The 16542-nt window shown below is 64.7% G+C and carries 15 protein-coding genes; 6 read left to right on the top strand and 9 right to left on the bottom strand.

All coding sequences use genetic code 11. From position 1 onward, the window contains the following. The first annotated feature begins 195 nt into the window (after positions 1-195). Positions 196-1230, top strand: a complete 1035-nt coding sequence (locus XI02_RS44265; protein ID WP_172648865.1) for an IS110 family transposase — start codon at positions 196-198, stop codon at positions 1228-1230. Positions 1231-1519: 289 nt separating this feature from the next. Here the strand turns inward: XI02_RS44265 and XI02_RS44260 are convergent, their stop codons facing one another. From XI02_RS44260 to ispG, 3 genes are all read right to left on the bottom strand, one after another. Continuing rightward, on the bottom strand, positions 1520-2860 hold the full coding sequence (locus tag XI02_RS44260) for a Rieske 2Fe-2S domain-containing protein (RefSeq protein WP_172646347.1): 1341 nt from the start codon (positions 2858-2860) through the stop codon (positions 1520-1522). A gap of 47 nt (positions 2861-2907) precedes the next feature. Further along, positions 2908-3801: a TauD/TfdA family dioxygenase gene (locus XI02_RS44255; RefSeq protein ID WP_016847510.1), complete on the bottom strand. Its 894-nt coding sequence runs from the start codon at positions 3799-3801 to the stop codon at positions 2908-2910. Between the two features lie 255 nt (positions 3802-4056). Further along, complete coding sequence (ispG, locus tag XI02_RS44250) at positions 4057-5346, bottom strand: flavodoxin-dependent (E)-4-hydroxy-3-methylbut-2-enyl-diphosphate synthase (protein WP_016847509.1); 1290 nt, start codon at positions 5344-5346, stop codon at positions 4057-4059. 257 nt (positions 5347-5603) lie between these two features. On the opposite strand from ispG, the gene XI02_RS44245 reads away from it, so the two are divergent. Then, on the top strand, positions 5604-6479 hold the full coding sequence (locus XI02_RS44245; RefSeq protein ID WP_172646348.1) for a sulfurtransferase: 876 nt from the start codon (positions 5604-5606) through the stop codon (positions 6477-6479). A 206-nt stretch (positions 6480-6685) separates the two neighbouring features. On the opposite strand, the gene XI02_RS44240 is transcribed toward XI02_RS44245, so the two are convergent. From XI02_RS44240 to XI02_RS44230, 3 genes are all read right to left on the bottom strand, one after another. After that, a complete protein-coding gene (locus XI02_RS44240; protein WP_172646349.1) occupies positions 6686-6874 on the bottom strand; it encodes a hypothetical protein in 189 nt (62 codons plus the stop codon). A 126-nt stretch (positions 6875-7000) separates the two neighbouring features. Beyond that, positions 7001-7957 carry a DMT family transporter gene (locus tag XI02_RS44235; protein ID WP_018269207.1) on the bottom strand — a complete coding sequence of 319 codons (957 nt, stop codon included), beginning with the start codon at positions 7955-7957 and terminating at the stop codon, positions 7001-7003. A gap of 232 nt (positions 7958-8189) precedes the next feature. Then, positions 8190-8678, bottom strand: a complete 489-nt coding sequence (locus tag XI02_RS44230) for a Fur family transcriptional regulator (RefSeq protein ID WP_026191999.1) — start codon at positions 8676-8678, stop codon at positions 8190-8192. A 167-nt stretch (positions 8679-8845) separates the two neighbouring features. On the opposite strand from XI02_RS44230, the gene XI02_RS44225 reads away from it, so the two are divergent. The 3 genes from XI02_RS44225 (at position 8846) to XI02_RS44215 (ending at position 12239) form a co-directional block, all read left to right on the top strand. Next, on the top strand, positions 8846-9325 hold the full coding sequence (locus XI02_RS44225; RefSeq protein ID WP_244980887.1) for a MarR family winged helix-turn-helix transcriptional regulator: 480 nt from the start codon (positions 8846-8848) through the stop codon (positions 9323-9325). Further along, positions 9318-10493 carry an HlyD family secretion protein gene (locus tag XI02_RS44220; RefSeq protein ID WP_172646351.1) on the top strand — a complete coding sequence of 392 codons (1176 nt, stop codon included), beginning with the start codon at positions 9318-9320 and terminating at the stop codon, positions 10491-10493. Before XI02_RS44225 ends, XI02_RS44220 begins: the two co-directional genes overlap by 8 nt. Before the next feature lie 189 nt (positions 10494-10682). After that, positions 10683-12239 (top strand): MDR family MFS transporter, encoded by a 1557-nt coding sequence (locus XI02_RS44215; protein WP_137482862.1) that lies wholly within the window; start codon positions 10683-10685, stop codon positions 12237-12239. Between the two features lie 305 nt (positions 12240-12544). Here the strand turns inward: XI02_RS44215 and XI02_RS44210 are convergent, their stop codons facing one another. From XI02_RS44210 to XI02_RS44200, 3 genes are all read right to left on the bottom strand, one after another. After that, positions 12545-13579 carry an IS110 family transposase gene (locus XI02_RS44210; protein WP_172646394.1) on the bottom strand — a complete coding sequence of 345 codons (1035 nt, stop codon included), beginning with the start codon at positions 13577-13579 and terminating at the stop codon, positions 12545-12547. 185 nt (positions 13580-13764) lie between these two features. Then, complete coding sequence (locus XI02_RS44205; RefSeq protein WP_172646352.1) at positions 13765-15372, bottom strand: Na+/H+ antiporter; 1608 nt, start codon at positions 15370-15372, stop codon at positions 13765-13767. 109 nt (positions 15373-15481) lie between these two features. Then, complete coding sequence (locus tag XI02_RS44200; RefSeq protein WP_016847513.1) at positions 15482-15856, bottom strand: nuclear transport factor 2 family protein; 375 nt, start codon at positions 15854-15856, stop codon at positions 15482-15484. 202 nt (positions 15857-16058) lie between these two features. Between XI02_RS44200 and XI02_RS44195 the strand changes: the two genes are divergently transcribed. Beyond that, a complete protein-coding gene (locus tag XI02_RS44195) occupies positions 16059-16493 on the top strand; it encodes a GFA family protein (protein ID WP_244980888.1) in 435 nt (144 codons plus the stop codon). Positions 16494-16542 lie beyond the last annotated feature (49 nt).

Below are 16542 nucleotides of genomic sequence, written 5' to 3'. Positions count from 1 at the left end.
TTGGGAGGGGAAGCTTGGCTTCCTACGTCGTCCCGGCGAAGGCCGGGACCCATTACCCCAAACGTAAATCGTTGCGCAACGCCGGGGCTGCAGTTCCTCTTACAACACGACCCTGTGGTTGATGGTGTGGACGGCCCCCTACGGCATCAGTGTGCCAGAATGAGGTTGTCTAGATCTCATACATGGGAGCCGTCCGTGAACCAGATTATCCGCATTGGGATTGATACGTCGAAGTATATTCTTGTGCTGCATGGGGTTGATGCGGCGGAGCAGGTGGTGCTGCGCAAGAAGCTGTCGCGCAAACAGGTGCTGGAGTTCTTCGCCAAATTGCCGCCGACCGTGATCGGGATGGAGGCCTGCGGGGCTTCGCAACATTGGGCGCGGGAGCTTTCCAAGCTCGGTCACGAAGTGAAGCTGATGGCACCGCAATTGGTTAAACCCTACGTGATGCGGAACAAGAATGACGGGCGGGATGCAGAAGGTCTGTGTGAAGCGATGAGCCGGCGGAGCATGCGCTTCGTGCCGGTGAAGACGGCCGAGCAGCAGGCTGCGCTGATGCTGATGGGCGTCCGCGACGGATTGATCGTCCGGCGCACCCAGCTGACCAATACGATCCGCGGCCATGCGGCGGAGTATGGCCTGATCGCACCCAAAGGACTGGACGCGATCGAGCCACTGCTGGCGCGGATTGCGCAGGACGAGACGCTTCCCGCCCTGGCGCGCGAGCTGTTTGTGGTGCTGGGCCGGGAGCGCGCCAGGCTTGAGGGTGAGTTGAAGGCGGTTGAGGCCAAGCTGATGGCCTGGCACCGCGGCGATGCCACGGGCCGGCGCCTGGCTGAGATCCCCTCGGTCGGTCCGATCGTTGCAACCGCGCTGGTGATGAAGACACCTGATCCGCACGCGTTCCGTTCTGGTCGTCATTTTGCGGCCTGGCTGGGATTGACACCCAAGGACCACTCTACCGCCGGCAGGACCAGGCTTGGCAAGATCACGCGGGCGGGCGATGAGGATCTGCGCCGTCTGCTGGTGATCGGGGCCACAGCGGTGATCCAGCAGGCCAGGCGGGGACGCGGTCATCACTCGCGCTGGCTGCTGGCCCTGATCCAGCGCAAGCCGCCGAAGCTTGCGGCCGTGGCGCTCGCCAACAAGGTGGCCCGCATCGCCTGGAAGCTGATGGCAACAGGTGAGAGCTACGATGTGGCACGGATGAATCCCATTCCGGCCACCTAACAGATTGGCCGGCCGGCGGGCTCGCTCGCCGGTCGACCCGGAGCTGCAGGAGCAGATGGAGCGATCGATCGAGCAACGATGCGAGACAATCCGTGGGACCCATCGGCCGTCAACAGGTCGCCTGGTTGTTTGGAACTCGCATCGCGCAACCCATCTTGGCCAGCGATCGACCCGATCGCACTCAACAGGCCGGACATATGGATGCAAGCGATCCGATCTCACCAAAAAGCTCTTGTGCAACGGGGGCCGTCCACATATGGGTCCCTGCTTTCGCAGGGACGACGGTGCCCTACTCCGCGGCGGCGTTCTGGCCGGGACCGCCGACGAAGCCGGCGGGATCGCCGAACCGCTCGATCATCACCGCGGTGAGATCCTTGGTCTTGCTGGTGACGCAGGCGCCGGAGCGCACGGTGTAGCGGTCCTGGTGCTGAGCATGCGGCGGCGCCTCGCCCTTCTGCAGCGCACGGGCCGCCTCCATCACCAGCTTGCGGAAATGCATGATGCCGAGATCGGTCGGGCCGAGATGCTCGCGGGTGCGATCGGCGATCGGGCCCTGGCTGTCCTGCACCGCGGCGTCCTGCTCGGAAACGCCCTTGATGCCGGTGTAGCTCTTGGTCCGCTGCAGCTTGCGGTCGATCAGATAGTCGTTTGCCTTGTTGCGCAGCGGCACGTAGTTCTCGTCGACGACAGCCATCACGCCATTGCCGTTGGCGTAGCCTTCACGCTCGGCATCGGTCAGCGGCCGGTGTGGATTCCACGCATAGGTGTAGATCCAGCAATTGGTGTCGGTGACCGGCACGAAGGTCTGGCCGAACATGTTCTCGCCCGGCATCGAGCTCGGCGCGTAGCTGTGGAACGGCATCAGGAACTGGGCGATGCGCCAGTAGATGTTGTCGCTGCCGGTGAGCCGTCCGCCCGCCACCGTGAGACCCGCCTCATGCGGATTGATCTTGATCACCGGGCGCGGATCCTCGGCGATCCAGCGCATGTGATCGGTCGCGACCCGCGTCAACGGGTTCACGAAATGCTTCTTGATGTCGAGGATCTCGTTCTCCTCCTTCTCGAAGGAGAGATGCGCGAAGGTGAAATGCGCGGTGTCGATCGAGCCTTCCACCGCCTGCACCCAGTTGCAGTCCTGCCACTTCTTGGTGACGAAGCGGTGCGAGGCCGGCAGCAGCGCCATCTCCAGCGCCGGCAGTTCGGGCATCTGATCGGCCGGGCCCATATAGGCCCAGATCATGTCGCCCCATTCGCGCACCGGATAGGACTTGATCCGGATCAGGTCCTTTGCGTTGAGGTCGGGATACGACGTCGGCATGTCGACGCAGCGGCCGTCGGTGTCGAACTTCCAGCCGTGATAGACGCAGCGGATGCCGCATTCCTCGTTGCGGCCGAGCCAGAGATTGGCGCCGCGATGCGGGCAGTACTGGTCGATGACGCCGACCACGCCCCTCGTGTCGCGGAAGGCAAGCAGCTCCTCGCCCATGACAACGATCTTCTTCGGATCGCTGTCCGGCTCCGGCAGCTCTTCGGACAGCAGCACCGGAATCCAGAACCGCCGCAGCAATTCGCCCATGCCGGTCCCCTCACCGGATTCGGTGAGGAATTTGTTGTCTTCGGCGCGAAGCATGGACGACCTCCCGGATTACTTTTTCAGTTCGTCGTTCGTAGGCCTCCTCACACTGGCCGCTCGCCCTTCACGGTCACGCGGGTGCCGGAGCGGGTGTGCGGCCAGTAATCCCACATCGCACGGTGCTGGGCGCAGCGATTGTCCCAGAACGCGATCGCGTTCTCGGTCCAGCGGAAGCGGCACTGGAACAGCGGGTTCTCGGCGTGCTGGTAGAGATAGGCCAGCATGGCGTCGCTCTCGTCGCGCGGAATGCCGACGATGAAGCGGGTGAAGCCGCGGTTGACGTAGAGCGATTTCTTGCCGGTCACCGGATGGGTGCGGACCACCGGATGCTCGGCGCGGGGATATTCCCGTTTGTCGGCGACGCCGTAGTTGGCGTAGAGCCCGCGATAGGTCTGCTCGCCGTCATGCAGCGCGGTCAGCCCGTCGAGATAGGCCTTCATGCGGTCCGACAACGCCTCATAGGCGGCGTACATGTTGGCGAACAGCGTGTCGCCGCCGCGCGGCGGGCACTGCTTGATGTAGAGGATCGAGCCCATCGGCGGCTCGAGGTCACAGGACACGTCGGTGTGCCAGCCCTCGCCATTGGCGCGCGGCGAATCCTTGTCGGCGTAAATCTTCATCAGCGCCGGATCGCCCTCATTGGGCGCCGCCGGGTGCACGTGCAGTTCGCCGAACTTGCGGCCGAAGGCGAGATGCTGGTCGGGGCTGATGTGCTGGTCGCGGAAGAAGATGACGAGGTTTTCGGCGAGCGCGCGATGGATCTCGTCCATCTGCTGGTTGGAGCGGGCATCGTCGCCGACGAGCTTGCCGATATCGACGCCAGAGATCTCCGCGCCGATGATCGGCGTCAGCTTCTCAACGCCGATGGTCTCATAGGGCTCGGATTGGTCGGCGAGGTGGCGGTAGCGCGGGCCTTGCTTGCCGGACAGCGAGCTCATGGGCGTTCTCCCGATGGTTCTTGATTGGGAGACATGGTACCGCGCATCGATGGAAGCGCAATCCGCACCGCAAACATATCTGTCGTCCCGGACAAGCGAAGCGCAGATCCGGGACCCAACCACAGGATTGTGTTTTGCGAAGGTTCGTAACCCACATCTCGCGCCATACCCGCCGTTTGGGGTTATGGGTCCCGGCCTTCGCCGGGACGACATTCGAGTTGGGTCACGCGCGTGCGGGTCACGCGCGGAGTGAAACTACTCCGCGGCGCCGGCGTGCTCCGGCAGCTTGGCGCCGTTGCCGTAGCGCTGGTCGATATAGTCGATCACCAGCGCCTTGAAGTCGGCGGCGATGCCGGGGCCGCGCAGGGTGCGGAACTTCTTGCCGTCGACGAAGACAGGCGCGGCCGGTGCTTCGCCGGTGCCGGGCAGCGAGATGCCGATATTGGCATGCTTGGATTCACCGGGGCCGTTGACGATGCAGCCCATCACGGCGACGTTGAGCTGCTCGACGCCCGGATATTTGGTCTTCCAGGCCGGCATCTCGTCGCGGATGAAATCCTGGATCGAGCGCGCCAGCTCCTGGAACGTGGTCGAGGTGGTGCGGCCGCAGCCCGGGCAGGCCGCAACCAGCGGCACGAAGGTGCGGAAGCCCATGGTCTGCAGCAATTCCTGCGCGACCTGCACTTCCAGCGTGCGATCGCCGCCGGGCTCCGGCGTCAGCGAGATGCGGATGGTGTCGCCGATGCCCTGCTGCAGCAGGATGCCGAGCGCGGCCGAGGAGGCCACGATGCCCTTCGAGCCCATGCCGGCCTCGGTGAGGCCGAGATGGATCGCATAATCCGAGCGGCGCACGACTTCCTGATAGACCGCGATCAGATCCTGCACGGCGGAGACCTTCGCCGACAGGATGATCCGGTTCTTCGGCATGCCGAGCTCTTGCGCGCGCGCCGCCGACAGCAGCGCCGACTGCACCATCGCCTCGCGGGTCACCGCGCGGGCATCGCGCGGATTCGCAGACGCCGTGTTCTCGTCCATCAGCTTGGTGAGCAGCTCCTGGTCGAGCGAACCCCAATTGGCGCCGATGCGCACCGGCTTGTTGTTCTTGTTGGCGATCTCGATGATGTCGGCGAACTGCGTATCGCGCTTGTTCTTGAAGCCGACATTGCCGGGATTGATGCGGTACTTGTCGAGCGCCTCGGCGCAATCAGGATATTCGGCGAGCAGCTTGTGGCCGATATAGTGGAAGTCGCCGATCAGGGGCGTGGTGATGCCGCGCTTGCGCAGGCCGTCACGGATGTGCGGCACCGCAGCGGCGGCTTCCTCGCGGTCGACAGTGATGCGCACCATCTCGGAGCCGGCGCGGGAGAGCGCGGCGACCTGGGCGATGGTGCCGTCGACATCGGCGGTGTCGGTGTTGGTCATCGACTGCACGACGATCGGTGCGCCGCCGCCGACGGCGACGTTGCCGACCATGACCTGCGTGGTTTGGTGCCGCGGCGCGGGGCCGGCGACGTCGTCTTGCGGCAAAATCTCGGGCTTGTTCATGGCGTCTCGAATATCAGGTTTTGGTGACATTCACCAAGGGGGCGATGGGCCTCGCGGACGGCGGGCCAAACGATCATGTTTCGGAGTGAATTCAACAGCTTATGGCGCCGATTGAGGCCAAACGCAAGCCATGCAGCGGCGTCCTGCATGCCCAGCTATATTGGACCGGATTGGGGTGAATCAAAGGGCAAAGTGACGGCTTTTCATGTGATCTGGCGCATCTTAGCATTGCCTTAAGATCATTCCGGGAGGACGAAATGGCCGGCCACAGCGAGCTGATCACCACGGCGGAACTTGCCGAGATCCTGACCCGGCCGGACCTTCGCCTGTTCGACTGCACGACCTATCTGGAGCCGGCCCCCGCCGGCAGCAACGTTCCCTATATTGTCGTCTCGGGCCGCCAGACGTTCGAGGCCGGCCACATCCCGGGCGCGAATTTCCTGGATTTGCAGGCCGAATTCTCCGATGCCCGTACCGAGCTGCGCTTCATGATGCCGCCGACAGCGCAGCTCGAAGCCGCGTTCGGCCGCCACGGCATCTCGGCGGGCAGCCGCGTCGTGCTCTATTCGATCGGCACCGCAATGTGGGCGACGCGGTTCTGGTGGATGCTGCGCTCGCTCGGCTTCGAGGGTGCCGCGGTGCTCGACGGCGGCATCGACAAATGGACCGCCGAAGGACGCGACATCGAGACCGGCCTCGCCGGCGGCTATCCGCCGGCGACGTTTGCGGCGCGGCCGAAGGACGGCATGTTCGTCGACAAGCATGACGTGCTCGCCGCGACCACGGAAGGCGACACCGTCATCGTCAACGCGCTCGGCCCGCAATTCTACAAGGGACTGGAGCCGAGCCGTTACGGCCGGCCCGGCCGCATCCCCGGCAGCGTCAGCGTGCCGGCGGCGACCTTGATCGATCCCAAGGCCAAGACGTTCGTGCCGCTTGAGGAGGCCGAAGCAACCTTCGCCGCGCAAGGCATCACCAGGGACAAGCGCGTCGTCGCCTATTGCGGCGGCGGCATCTCCGCGACCATCGACCTGTTCCAGCTGCACCGGCTCGGCTACGACAATCTCACGCTCTATGACGGCTCGATGGGCGAATGGGCGAAGGACGCAGAGTTGCCGATCGAGACGGGGTAGCGGACGGGGCGCGATGTCTCCTCCGTCGTCCTGGCGAAAGCCAGGACCCATAACCACCGAATTGGCTTATGAACGAGAACGCGGCCCCAGCGTCGCGCGACGACCGACATTTGGGGTAATGGGTCCTGGCCTTCGCCAGGACGACCCTGAGGACGGGTTCTCGCACGATACGATGCACCGCTATTGCGGCGCCAAGCAGCAGACGATCAAGCCGGCTTCCTGACGATCTCGAAGCCCCTTGCCGCCAACTCCTTCAAAATGCTCTTTGCCAAATGGGAGCACTCATCCGGCTTGATCCAGCACGCGCTCCGCCAGTCCGGATCATCCTCCTTGGAGTATGCGGTGAACGCGGACCGGATTCCGGCTTCAATTGCAGCGGTGGCATCGGTTGGCATCGGCGCGCCTCCACGGCCTTCCTCCCTTCGGAGGGTTCACGGAGTATCGGTGGCAGTGTTGATGTAGATCAACACCGCATCAAGCGGCCTCATTCGCCGCCGATGATGTGGTCGTGTGCCGCGCTCTCACGCAGGCACGTTGGGATCCGGCGTCACCTTCGGGTCGGGCTTGTTGACGAGATAGAGCCCGGCGATCACCAGCAGCGCGGCGACGCCGAACACCGCCGTCAGGGTGTCATGCATGATGAAATAGGCCGCGACGACGCCGAACAGTGGCGTGACGAAGGTGAAGGCGGACAGCTTGCTCGCGGAGTAGGTTTTCACCATCGCAAACCAGATGACAAATGTGCAGCCCACCACCCAGACCGCCTGATAGGCGAGCAGCGAGATCGACAGCGCGCTCGGCACATGCTCGATGCGCTCGCCCGCGATCCAGGCGGCGAGGCCGAGGATCGGAATCGAGATCGCGACCTGGTAGCCGAGCGCCTTTTCCGGCGCGGCCTTGCGCAAGCCCGTGCCCTTGGCGACCAGCGTGGTCGCCGCCCACAGCGCGCCGCCGCCGACCACCATGAGGTCGCCGAGCAGCACCTTGGCATCGACGTTCGGCTGCGGCACGCCGATCGCGAGCGCGACGCCGGCAAAGCTCAGCGCAAGCCCGCTCCACTGGACGGTCGAGAGACGCTCGCCGAGGAACTGGTGCGAGCCGAGCGCAACGAAGAACGGCGCGGTGTAGAGGAACACCGAGGCACGCGAGGCCGAGGTGAAGACGAGGCCGGTGAAGATCAGCACGAACTCGCAGCCGAACATCAGCCCGGCGATGATCCCGGGCACGAGCGTGCCGTCGCGCTCGAAGAATTTGACGCCGCGCAGGTGGCCGACGATCAGCATCACCGGCAGCGCGCCGGCGGAACGGATCAACGCCTGCAACATCGGCGGCACGTCGGGCAGCGCGAGTTTCACCGCAAGCTGGTTGAAGCCCCAGCTCACGCACAGCATCAGCATCACGGCGATGGCGCCGGGCGGCAGCCCGTGTCCGACGCTGACGGGCCTCGTGACGCTGGCGGAGATCGCTTGGGTCGACATGTTTCCTCGTGGGCCGGCTTGGTGCCGTTGTTGTTATAGGCTCAAGCGTTCGTTGTTACCTCACCTCTCCCGCTTGCGGGGGAGGTCGCATCGCATCGAAGATGCGATGCGGGTGGGGGCTCTCGCCACAGAACAACTCGCGGAGACACCCCCACCCCGGCCCTCCCCCGCAAGCGGGAGAGGGAGCAGAGCGCGTTTGCGGTAACCGTTCGACTCAATCGCATCAGCGCCATCACGTCTTCTGGCAATGCGCGCAGGTGCCGGCGATCTCGACGACGGAGAGTTTCGGGATGAACCCCGAGGCCCGCGCCGCCGCGGTCAGGCTTTGCGCGACGGGGGCGGCCGGGATCTCGCCGACCGAGCCGCAATGGTCGCAGATCAGGAACGCCACCATCGAGGTCTCGTCATGGTCATGCGCGCAGGCGAGGAAGGCGTTGCGGCTCTCGATGCGGTGGACGAGGCCGTTCTCCATCAGGAAGTCGAGCGCGCGGTAGACGGTAATCGGTGCCGGCCGCGGCATCGTCTTGGCCAACTCGTCGATCACCTCGTAGGCGCCGAGCGGGCGATGGCTCGACAGCAGCGCCTGCAGCACCTGACGGCGGATCGGGGTGAATTTCTGGCCGCGGCGCGCACAGACCTGCTCGGCATGCGCCATCGCGTCCGCGGCGCAGCGGCCGTGATCGTGGTCGGGGGCAGGAAATGTCGGCTTGGCTAGGCTCATTGTCCCGATATGTAGCATTTGCGCGCCCGTTCCCAAAGCTCGGCTCCCAGTCCCAGTCCGTCGCCGCGTTGCAGCCATGCCCGCAATGCGGGGCAGCCTCGCGTTAACCCGGCATGCAGAATTAATAAGCAAGCTTATTATATCCCAAGCTTATGGAGGCAGGATCGATGCGCGGTTCGGTGGACACGGATTTCTTGTTTACGCTGGGCGAGGTGTTCCGGCTGATCCGGGTCTATGCCGACAAGGAGGCCGCACGCTATGGCATCACTCGCGCGCAATGGGCCGTGCTGTCCAAGGTGGAACGCCAGGAAGGGCTGAAGCAGACCGAGCTCGCCGAACTGCTCGAGGTACAGCCGATCACGCTGACGCGGCTGATCGACAAGCTCTGCGACAATGGCTGGATCGAACGCCGCAGCGACGAGAACGATCGACGCGTCAACCGCCTTTACCTGAAGAAGGCCGCGCGCCCGCTGCTCGGCAAGCTCGCCGGCCTCCGGTCCGAACTCACCGCGACCGCGCTCGAGGGCATCAGCCCCGCTGACGCGTATCGCCTGCTCACCCAATTGGAATCGATCAAGGAAAACGTTCGCAATGCCGTCCAGACCCCAGCCGGCGAGCCCTTCCGAAAGGAACAGCGCTATGGCTGAACCCGTCCTCAAGCTGGCCCCCGAGCAGAAGAGCAATCCGGGCGAGCCCAGCCCGTCGGGCAAGGCCAGCCGCGCGCCGCGCCGTCGCCTGATGGCCGGCCTGCGGCGCTATCGCCGGGTGCTGCTGCTGGTCGTGCTGCCGACGCTCGCTGCGATCGGCGGCATCGTGTTCTATCTCAATGGCGGCCGCTATGTCGGCACCGACGACGCCTATGTCGGCGCGCAGAAGGTGCTGATCACGCCGGAAATCTCCGGCAAGATCGACAAGATCGTCGTGAAGGAAGGCCAGCACGTCAAGAAGGGCGACGAGCTGTTCGAGATCGACCCGGTGCCGTTCCGCCTCGCGGTGGCGCAGGCCAAGGCCGCGCTCGACCAGACCAGGACCACCTATGACAACCTGGTCGACAACATCAAGATCAACGGCAGGATGCTGGAATTCGCCCAGCAGAGCATCGAATTGAAGAAGCGCGACGTCGAACGCAAGTCGACGCTGGCCAAGCAGAATTTCGGCTCGCAGCTCGACCTCGACAACGCGGCGAATGCGCAGGTGACGGCCGAGAGTCTCGCGCAATACATCAGGCAGCAGATCTCCAAGGACAAGACGCAGCTGCTCGGCGATATCGACCTGCCGATCGAGCAGTTCCCGCCCTACGCCCAGGCCAAGGCCAAGCTCGACGACGCCCAGCGCAATCTCGACCACACCGTGCTGCGCGCGCCGATGGACGGCGTCGCGACCCAGGTCGACCAGATCCAGCTCGGCCGCTTCGTCGCCGCCGGCGCGCCGGTGTTCTCGATCATCGACGTCGACCATCCCTGGGTCGACGCCAATCCGAAGGAGAGCGACTTCACCTATGTCGCGGTCGGCCAGCCGGTTGAGCTCGATGTCGACGCGTTCCCGAACCATCGGTTCAAGGGCAAGGTCGGCTCGCTGTCGCCCGGCACCGGCGCGCAGTTCGCGATCCTGCCGCCGCAGAACGCGACCGGCAACTTCGTCAAGGTGGTGCAGCGCGTCCCGGTGCGGATCTACTTCGACGAGAACGATCCGTTCGTGAAGAAGCTGAAAGCCGGCATGAGCGTCTACGCGACGATCGACACCAACCACCGCCGCACGCTGGCCGGCCTGCTCGGGCTGGCGCCGGCCTCGGCGCACCCGGACCACCAGGACTGAGATGAATAAGACGCGGTCGATTGTCGACCGCCAAGACAGTGCGCTCCCTCTCCCGCTTGCGGGGGAAGGTCGGGGTGGGGGCTCTCTCCACGAGTCATGTTGTGGAGAGAGCCCCCACCCGGCGCGACGCGCCGACCTCCCCCGCAAGCGCGAGAGGTGGTTTCCAACGCTCGAACAGGACCGACCTGAATGAATGCACCGTCACCATCCGCCGTGCCCGGCATGCGCCGGAACATGGTGACGATCTGCGCGATGACCGCGACGATCATGCAGGCGCTCGACACCACGATCGCCAACGTCGCGCTGCCCTATATGCAGGGCTCGCTGTCGGCTTCGCAGGACCAGATCAACTGGGTGCTGACCTCCTACATCGTCGCGGCCGCGATCATGACCGCGCCGGTCGGCTGGATCGCCAACCGCTACGGCAGGAAGCGCATCTTCATCATCTGCTCGGCCGGCTTCACCGTCGCCTCGGTGTTCTGCGGCCTCGCCCAGGACATCACCCAAATGGTGCTGTTCCGCCTGCTGCAGGGCGTGTTCGGCGCGGCGCTGGTGCCGCTGTCGCAGGCGGTGATGCTCGACTCCTACGCGCTGCATGAGCGGGCGAAAGCGATGTCGATCTGGGGCATGGGCGTGATGATGGGCCCGATCATGGGCCCCTCGCTCGGCGCCTGGCTGACCGAGACCTATTCCTGGCATTGGGTGTTCTTCGTCAACCTTCCGTTCGGCGCAATCACCGTGCTCGGGCTCGCGATCTTCATGGACGAAACCAAGCAGGACCTCAATCTGCGCTTCGACTGGTTCGGCTTCACCGCGCTCGCGGTGTCGATCGGCGCGCTGCAGCTCGCGCTCGACCGCGGCGAGCAGCTCGGCTGGCTGGAATCCAACGAGATCTTCGTCGAGTTCGTCGTCGCGGCGGTCGGCGCCTATTTCTTCTTCGCCCATTCGCTGACCACGAGCCGGCCGTTCATCCAGTTCGCGCTGTTCAAGGACAAGAACTTCCTCGGCGGCTGCGTGTTCATGACGGTCATGGGCCTCGTGCTGTATTCGACCATGGCGCTGTCCTCGCCCTATCTGCAAAACGTGATCGGCTATCCGATCATCACCGCGGGCCTGTTGCTGGCGAGCCGCGGCGTCGGCACCTTCGTCGCGATGATGCTGGTCGGCCGCATGATGCGGTATATCGAAGCGCGCACGCTGATCATCTCGGGACTCGCGCTGACCGCGGCCTCGCTGTTCCAGATGACCGGCTGGACCGACATGACGCAGGCGAGCGAGATCATCGTCGTCAGCGTGATCCAGGGCTTCGGCTTCGGCCTCGTGTTCGTGCCGCTGTCGACGGTCTCGTTCCTGACGCTGCCCAATCACCTGCGCACCGACGGCACCTCGATGCTGACGCTGCTGCGCAACGTCGCAAGCTCGGTCGGCATCTCGATCGTGATCGCGCAGCTCACCGAGGGCTCGCGGCGGATCTACGCAAAGCTGTCGGAGCAGATCAATCCGTTCAACCACGCGCTGCAGATGCCCGACGTATCGGGCATGATCAACCTCAACACCGACGCCGGCCGCGCGATGGCCGACAAGATGGTGGCCGCGCAGTCGCAGATCATCGCGTTCTCGCACGACTACCAGCTGGTGATGCTGTTCATCCTGGTCTCGATTCCGCTCGCGATGATGATCGGCTCGACCAAGGCCGCGCTGCGCACGCAGTCGGCGCCGTCGGATCATGCCGCGGTGATGGAGTAGATTTTCGCAGTCCACCATCGCCGTCGTCCCTGCGAAAGCCGGGACCCATATGTGGACGGCCCCCGTGGCACAAGAGCTTTTTGGTGAGATCGGATCGCTTGCATCCATATGTCCGGCCTGTTGAGTGCGATCGGGTCGATCGCTGGCCAAGATGGGTTGCGCGATGCGAGTTCCAAACAACCAGGCGACCTGTTGACGGCCGATGGGTCCCACGGATTGTCTCGCATCGTTGCTCGATCGATCGCTCCATCTGCTCCTGCAGCTCCGGGTCGACCGGCGAGCGAGCCCGCCGGCCGGCCAATCTGTTAGGTGGCCGGAATGGGATTCATCCGTGCCACATCGTAGCTCTCACCTGTTGCCATCAGCTTCCAGGCGATGCGGGCCACCTTGTTGGCGAGCGCCACGGCCGCAAGCTTCGGCGGCTTGCGCTGGATCAGTGCCAGCAGCCAGCGCGAGTGATGACCGCGCCCGCGCCTGGCCTGCTGGATCACCGCCGTGGCCCCGATCACCAGCAGCCGTCGCAAGTCCTCGTCGCCCGCCCGCGTAATCTTGCCGAGCCTGGTCTTGCCGCCGGTGGAATGGTCTTGAGGTGTGAGGCCGAGCCAAGCCGCAAAGTGCCGGCCGGAACGGAAGGCAAGCGGATCCGGCGTCTTCATCACCAGCATCGTCGCAATGATTGGACCGATCGAGGGGATCTGCGCCAGACGCCGACCCGTGGCATCGGATCGGTGCCAGGCCATCAGCTTGGCTTCGATCTCCCCAAGCTCGCCCTCAAGCCTGGTGTACTCGCGGCCCAGCACGACAAACAACTCGCGCGCCAGGGCGGGAAGCGTCTCGTCCTGCGCAATCCGCGCCAGCAGCGGCTCGACCTTGTCGACCCCTTTGGCTGCGATCAGGCCGAACTCCGCCGCATGGCCACGGATCGTATTGCCAAGCTGGGTGCGCCGGGCGATCAATCCATCGCGGATACCCGTCAGCATCAGCGCGGCCTGTTGCTCGGCCGTCTTGACCGGCACAAAGCGCATGCTCGGCCGGCCCATCGCTTCACACAGCCCTTCCGCATCCCGCCCGTCGTTCTTGTTCCGCATCACGTAGGGCTTCACCAGTTGCGGGGCCATCAGCTTGACCTCATGGCCGAGCTTGCCAAGCTCTCGCGCCCAATGCTGCGAGCCTCCGCAGGCCTCCATCCCGATCACCGTCGGCGGCAACTTGGCGAAGAAGTCCAGCACCTGCTTCCGCGACAGCTTCTTGCGCAACACAACCTGCTCGGCTGCATCAACCCCATGCAGCACAAAAATATGCTTCGACGTATCCATACCGATGCGGATAATCTCTCTCACGGACGGCTCCCTTGTCTGAGATTTGCAACAACCTCATTCTGGCACAACTGATGCCGTAGGGGGCCGTCCACCCCATCAACCACGACTATTCGCTACCATGCCATGCTGTGGTCCCAACCTTCGCCAAACCGGCAACGGTGGTTGGGTCCCGGGTCGCGCTTCGCTTGCCCGGGACGACATCGGGGCTACAGCGGAATCCTGCGATACTCGCGGTTGGCGAGGCTGGCTTCCTCGAGGTCGAGGTCGCGCTCGATGCGCCGCCTGGTCTCGTCGGTGATCTTGCCGTCGCGCAGCAGCATATGGATGAACTTGCGCTCGGAGGCGATCAGCTCCCGCGTCAGCTCGGTGCCGGTGGCGGAGACGTCGTGGGCGTCGGGATTGAGCGAGTCGGGCAGCTGGTTGATGCGGATCTCGTGCCGCGAGCGCAACAGCTTGATCACCTCGTCGGAAAGCTCGCGGTCGTCGGTGATGGCATCGAGCGACTTCAGCGCGGCGTTCAGCGCCTCGCGCCGCGCCGCGATCTCCTGCTCGTGCTCGGCGATGTGCTCGCTGCGTCCGTCCCTGGCGAGGCCGAGCCAGCGCACCACCGGCGGCAGAGTGAGGCCGAGCCCGACCAGCGTCACGAAGATCACGCCGAAAGCGACGAACAGGATCAGGTCGCGATACGGGAAGGCGTCGCCGTTCGGCAATGTCAGGGGCAGCGCCAGCGCCGCGGCGAGCGAGACCGCGCCGCGCACGCCGGTGAAGGCCACCACGAACACCGCCCGCCACGACGGCAGCGGATCGCGCTCGCTCACCCGTCGGCTGATCCAGCGCGGCAGATAGGTGCCGGGAAACACCCAGACGAAGCGCGCGACGATCACGATGACGGCGACCAGCACGGTCGCGGTGAGGATGTCGTGCAGCGGAAACGACTTCGACTTCTCGTACAGCGAGCGCATCTGGAAGCCGGTCAAGAGGAACAGCAGGCCCTCGATCAGATAGATGATCAGGTCCCAGAAGAAGATGCCCTGCAGGCGCGTCGCGGCCGAGATCAGCAGCGGTCCGTTCCAGCTCATGTAGAGGCCGCAGGCGACGGTCGCGATCACGCCGCTGCCGCCGAAATGCTCGGGGATCCAGTAAGCGAGATAGGGCGTGATCAGCGACAGCGTGATCTCGACCTGCGGATCCCTGGCGCGGCGGCGGGCGCGCAGGCTGAGCCAGCCGACCGCGGTGCCGAACGCGATCTCGCCGGCGACGATGACGAGGAAAGTGCCGGTCGCCTTCGGCAGCGAGAACAGCCCGGTGGTAATCGCGGCGAGCGCGAAACGGTAGAGGATCAGCGCGGTCGCGTCATTGGCAAGCCCTTCGCCCTCGAGCACCACCAGGATGCGCCGTGGCATGCCGAGCTTGCGGGCGATCGCCAGCGGCGCGACCACGTCCGGCGGCGCGACGATGGCGCCGAGCAGGAAGCCGATGCTCCAGGGCAGGCCGATCAGATAATGGGTCGCGGCCGCGACCATGAAGGTGGTGAAGATCACGCAGCCGACCGACAGCAGGATGATCGGCCGCAGATTGGCCTTGAACTCGCGCCAGCTCATTGCGACGCTCGCCGAATAGATCAGCGGCGGCAGCACCACCAGCAGCACGAGCTCAGGCGGCAGTTCCAGCGACGGCATGCCCGGCACGAAGGCGAGCACGATGCCGACCAGCAGCAGCAGGATCGCGGGCGCGATATCGGTCCGCCGCGCCACCAGGGCGGTTCCCGCCAGCACGCCGAGCAAAGTGAGAAAAATCTGAAACTTGGCTTCCATAACGGGCTCAATTCGCCCGGAAACCGGTGCCAGTCAATGCGGTCCGGCCGGAGCCGGACCGCGGGGGGCGTGTCACCAAAGCCGTCGCGGGCGCGCCGCGCCCGGTCGATCAATCCCTGAGGTCGTAGCGGTACGACTTCGAGACGATCTGCCAGCCGTCGGCGAGCTTCATCGCCACCAGATAGTCGGTGAAATAGCGCGGCGGCAGCTGGCAGCGCACCTTGATGAAGGCGGTGTTGTCGTCGGAGCGGTCGATGGTGACGATAAAATCCTCGCGCGGCTTGCCTTCGGCCTTCGCCGAGGTGCGCTTGCGCACCAAGGCAAGCCAGTCCGGCACGGTCAGGACCTTCAGCTCGCCTTTCTCAACCCAGCGCAAGTCGGCGCTCGGATGAAAAGCCTCGGCAAGCTTGTCGGCATTGCTCTCGTAGAGACCGTCGAAATAGGTTTGCACGACGCTTTCGACGCTGGATCGATCTTGGCTCATTGGTTGGTCCTCCCGGCAGGATTGGATCGGCTGGAGCGCTTTCGAGCGAAGCGGGTGCCGGTTCGCCCGAAGAAAACGCGTCAAAGCTCGAATCTTGAGCCCCCGTTCCGATTCAATTGGAACGGAAAGGGCTCTAGGATTTAGCCATGAACCGCCGGATTGCGCCATGGCCGGCGACAAAATTCTGCGTGAGGGACGAGTTGTGACCGCATCTGCAAATTCGAACGAACATATCCTGACCGGCGAATGCTTCTGCCGCGACGTGCGCTACGAGGTGGCCGACGCGTTTGCCTATGCGCTCAATTGTCACTGCTCGAACTGCCGGCGCACCACGGGATCGGCGTTCAAGCCGTTCGCGGGAATCGCGCGCGACAGATTCACCGTGGTCAGCGGTGCTGATGGGCTCCTGATCTACGGCGATGAGCTCACCCACGACGCGCATTGCGGCCGCTGCGGCTCGCTGCTCTATTCGCTGGTCCGCGCCGGTGCCTATGTCCATGTCGCGATGGGCACGCTGCGCGACGCGCCGGCGATCCGGCCGACCGCCCACATCTTCGTCGGCTCCAAGGCGCCGTGGTACGCGATATCGGACGATCTGCCGCAATATCAGGAGCACGTGACGCAAGGCGGGGAATAGATCCGCGCGACGTCATCGGCGTGCTGCTTGTCGTCCTTGCCGACCGCCT

It is taken from the genome of Bradyrhizobium sp. CCBAU 21365 (genome assembly GCF_015291305.1).
In the GTDB taxonomy this organism is placed as follows: Bacteria; Pseudomonadota; Alphaproteobacteria; order Rhizobiales; family Xanthobacteraceae; genus Bradyrhizobium; species Bradyrhizobium elkanii.
This window is presented reverse-complemented; position numbering and strand designations above follow the sequence as displayed.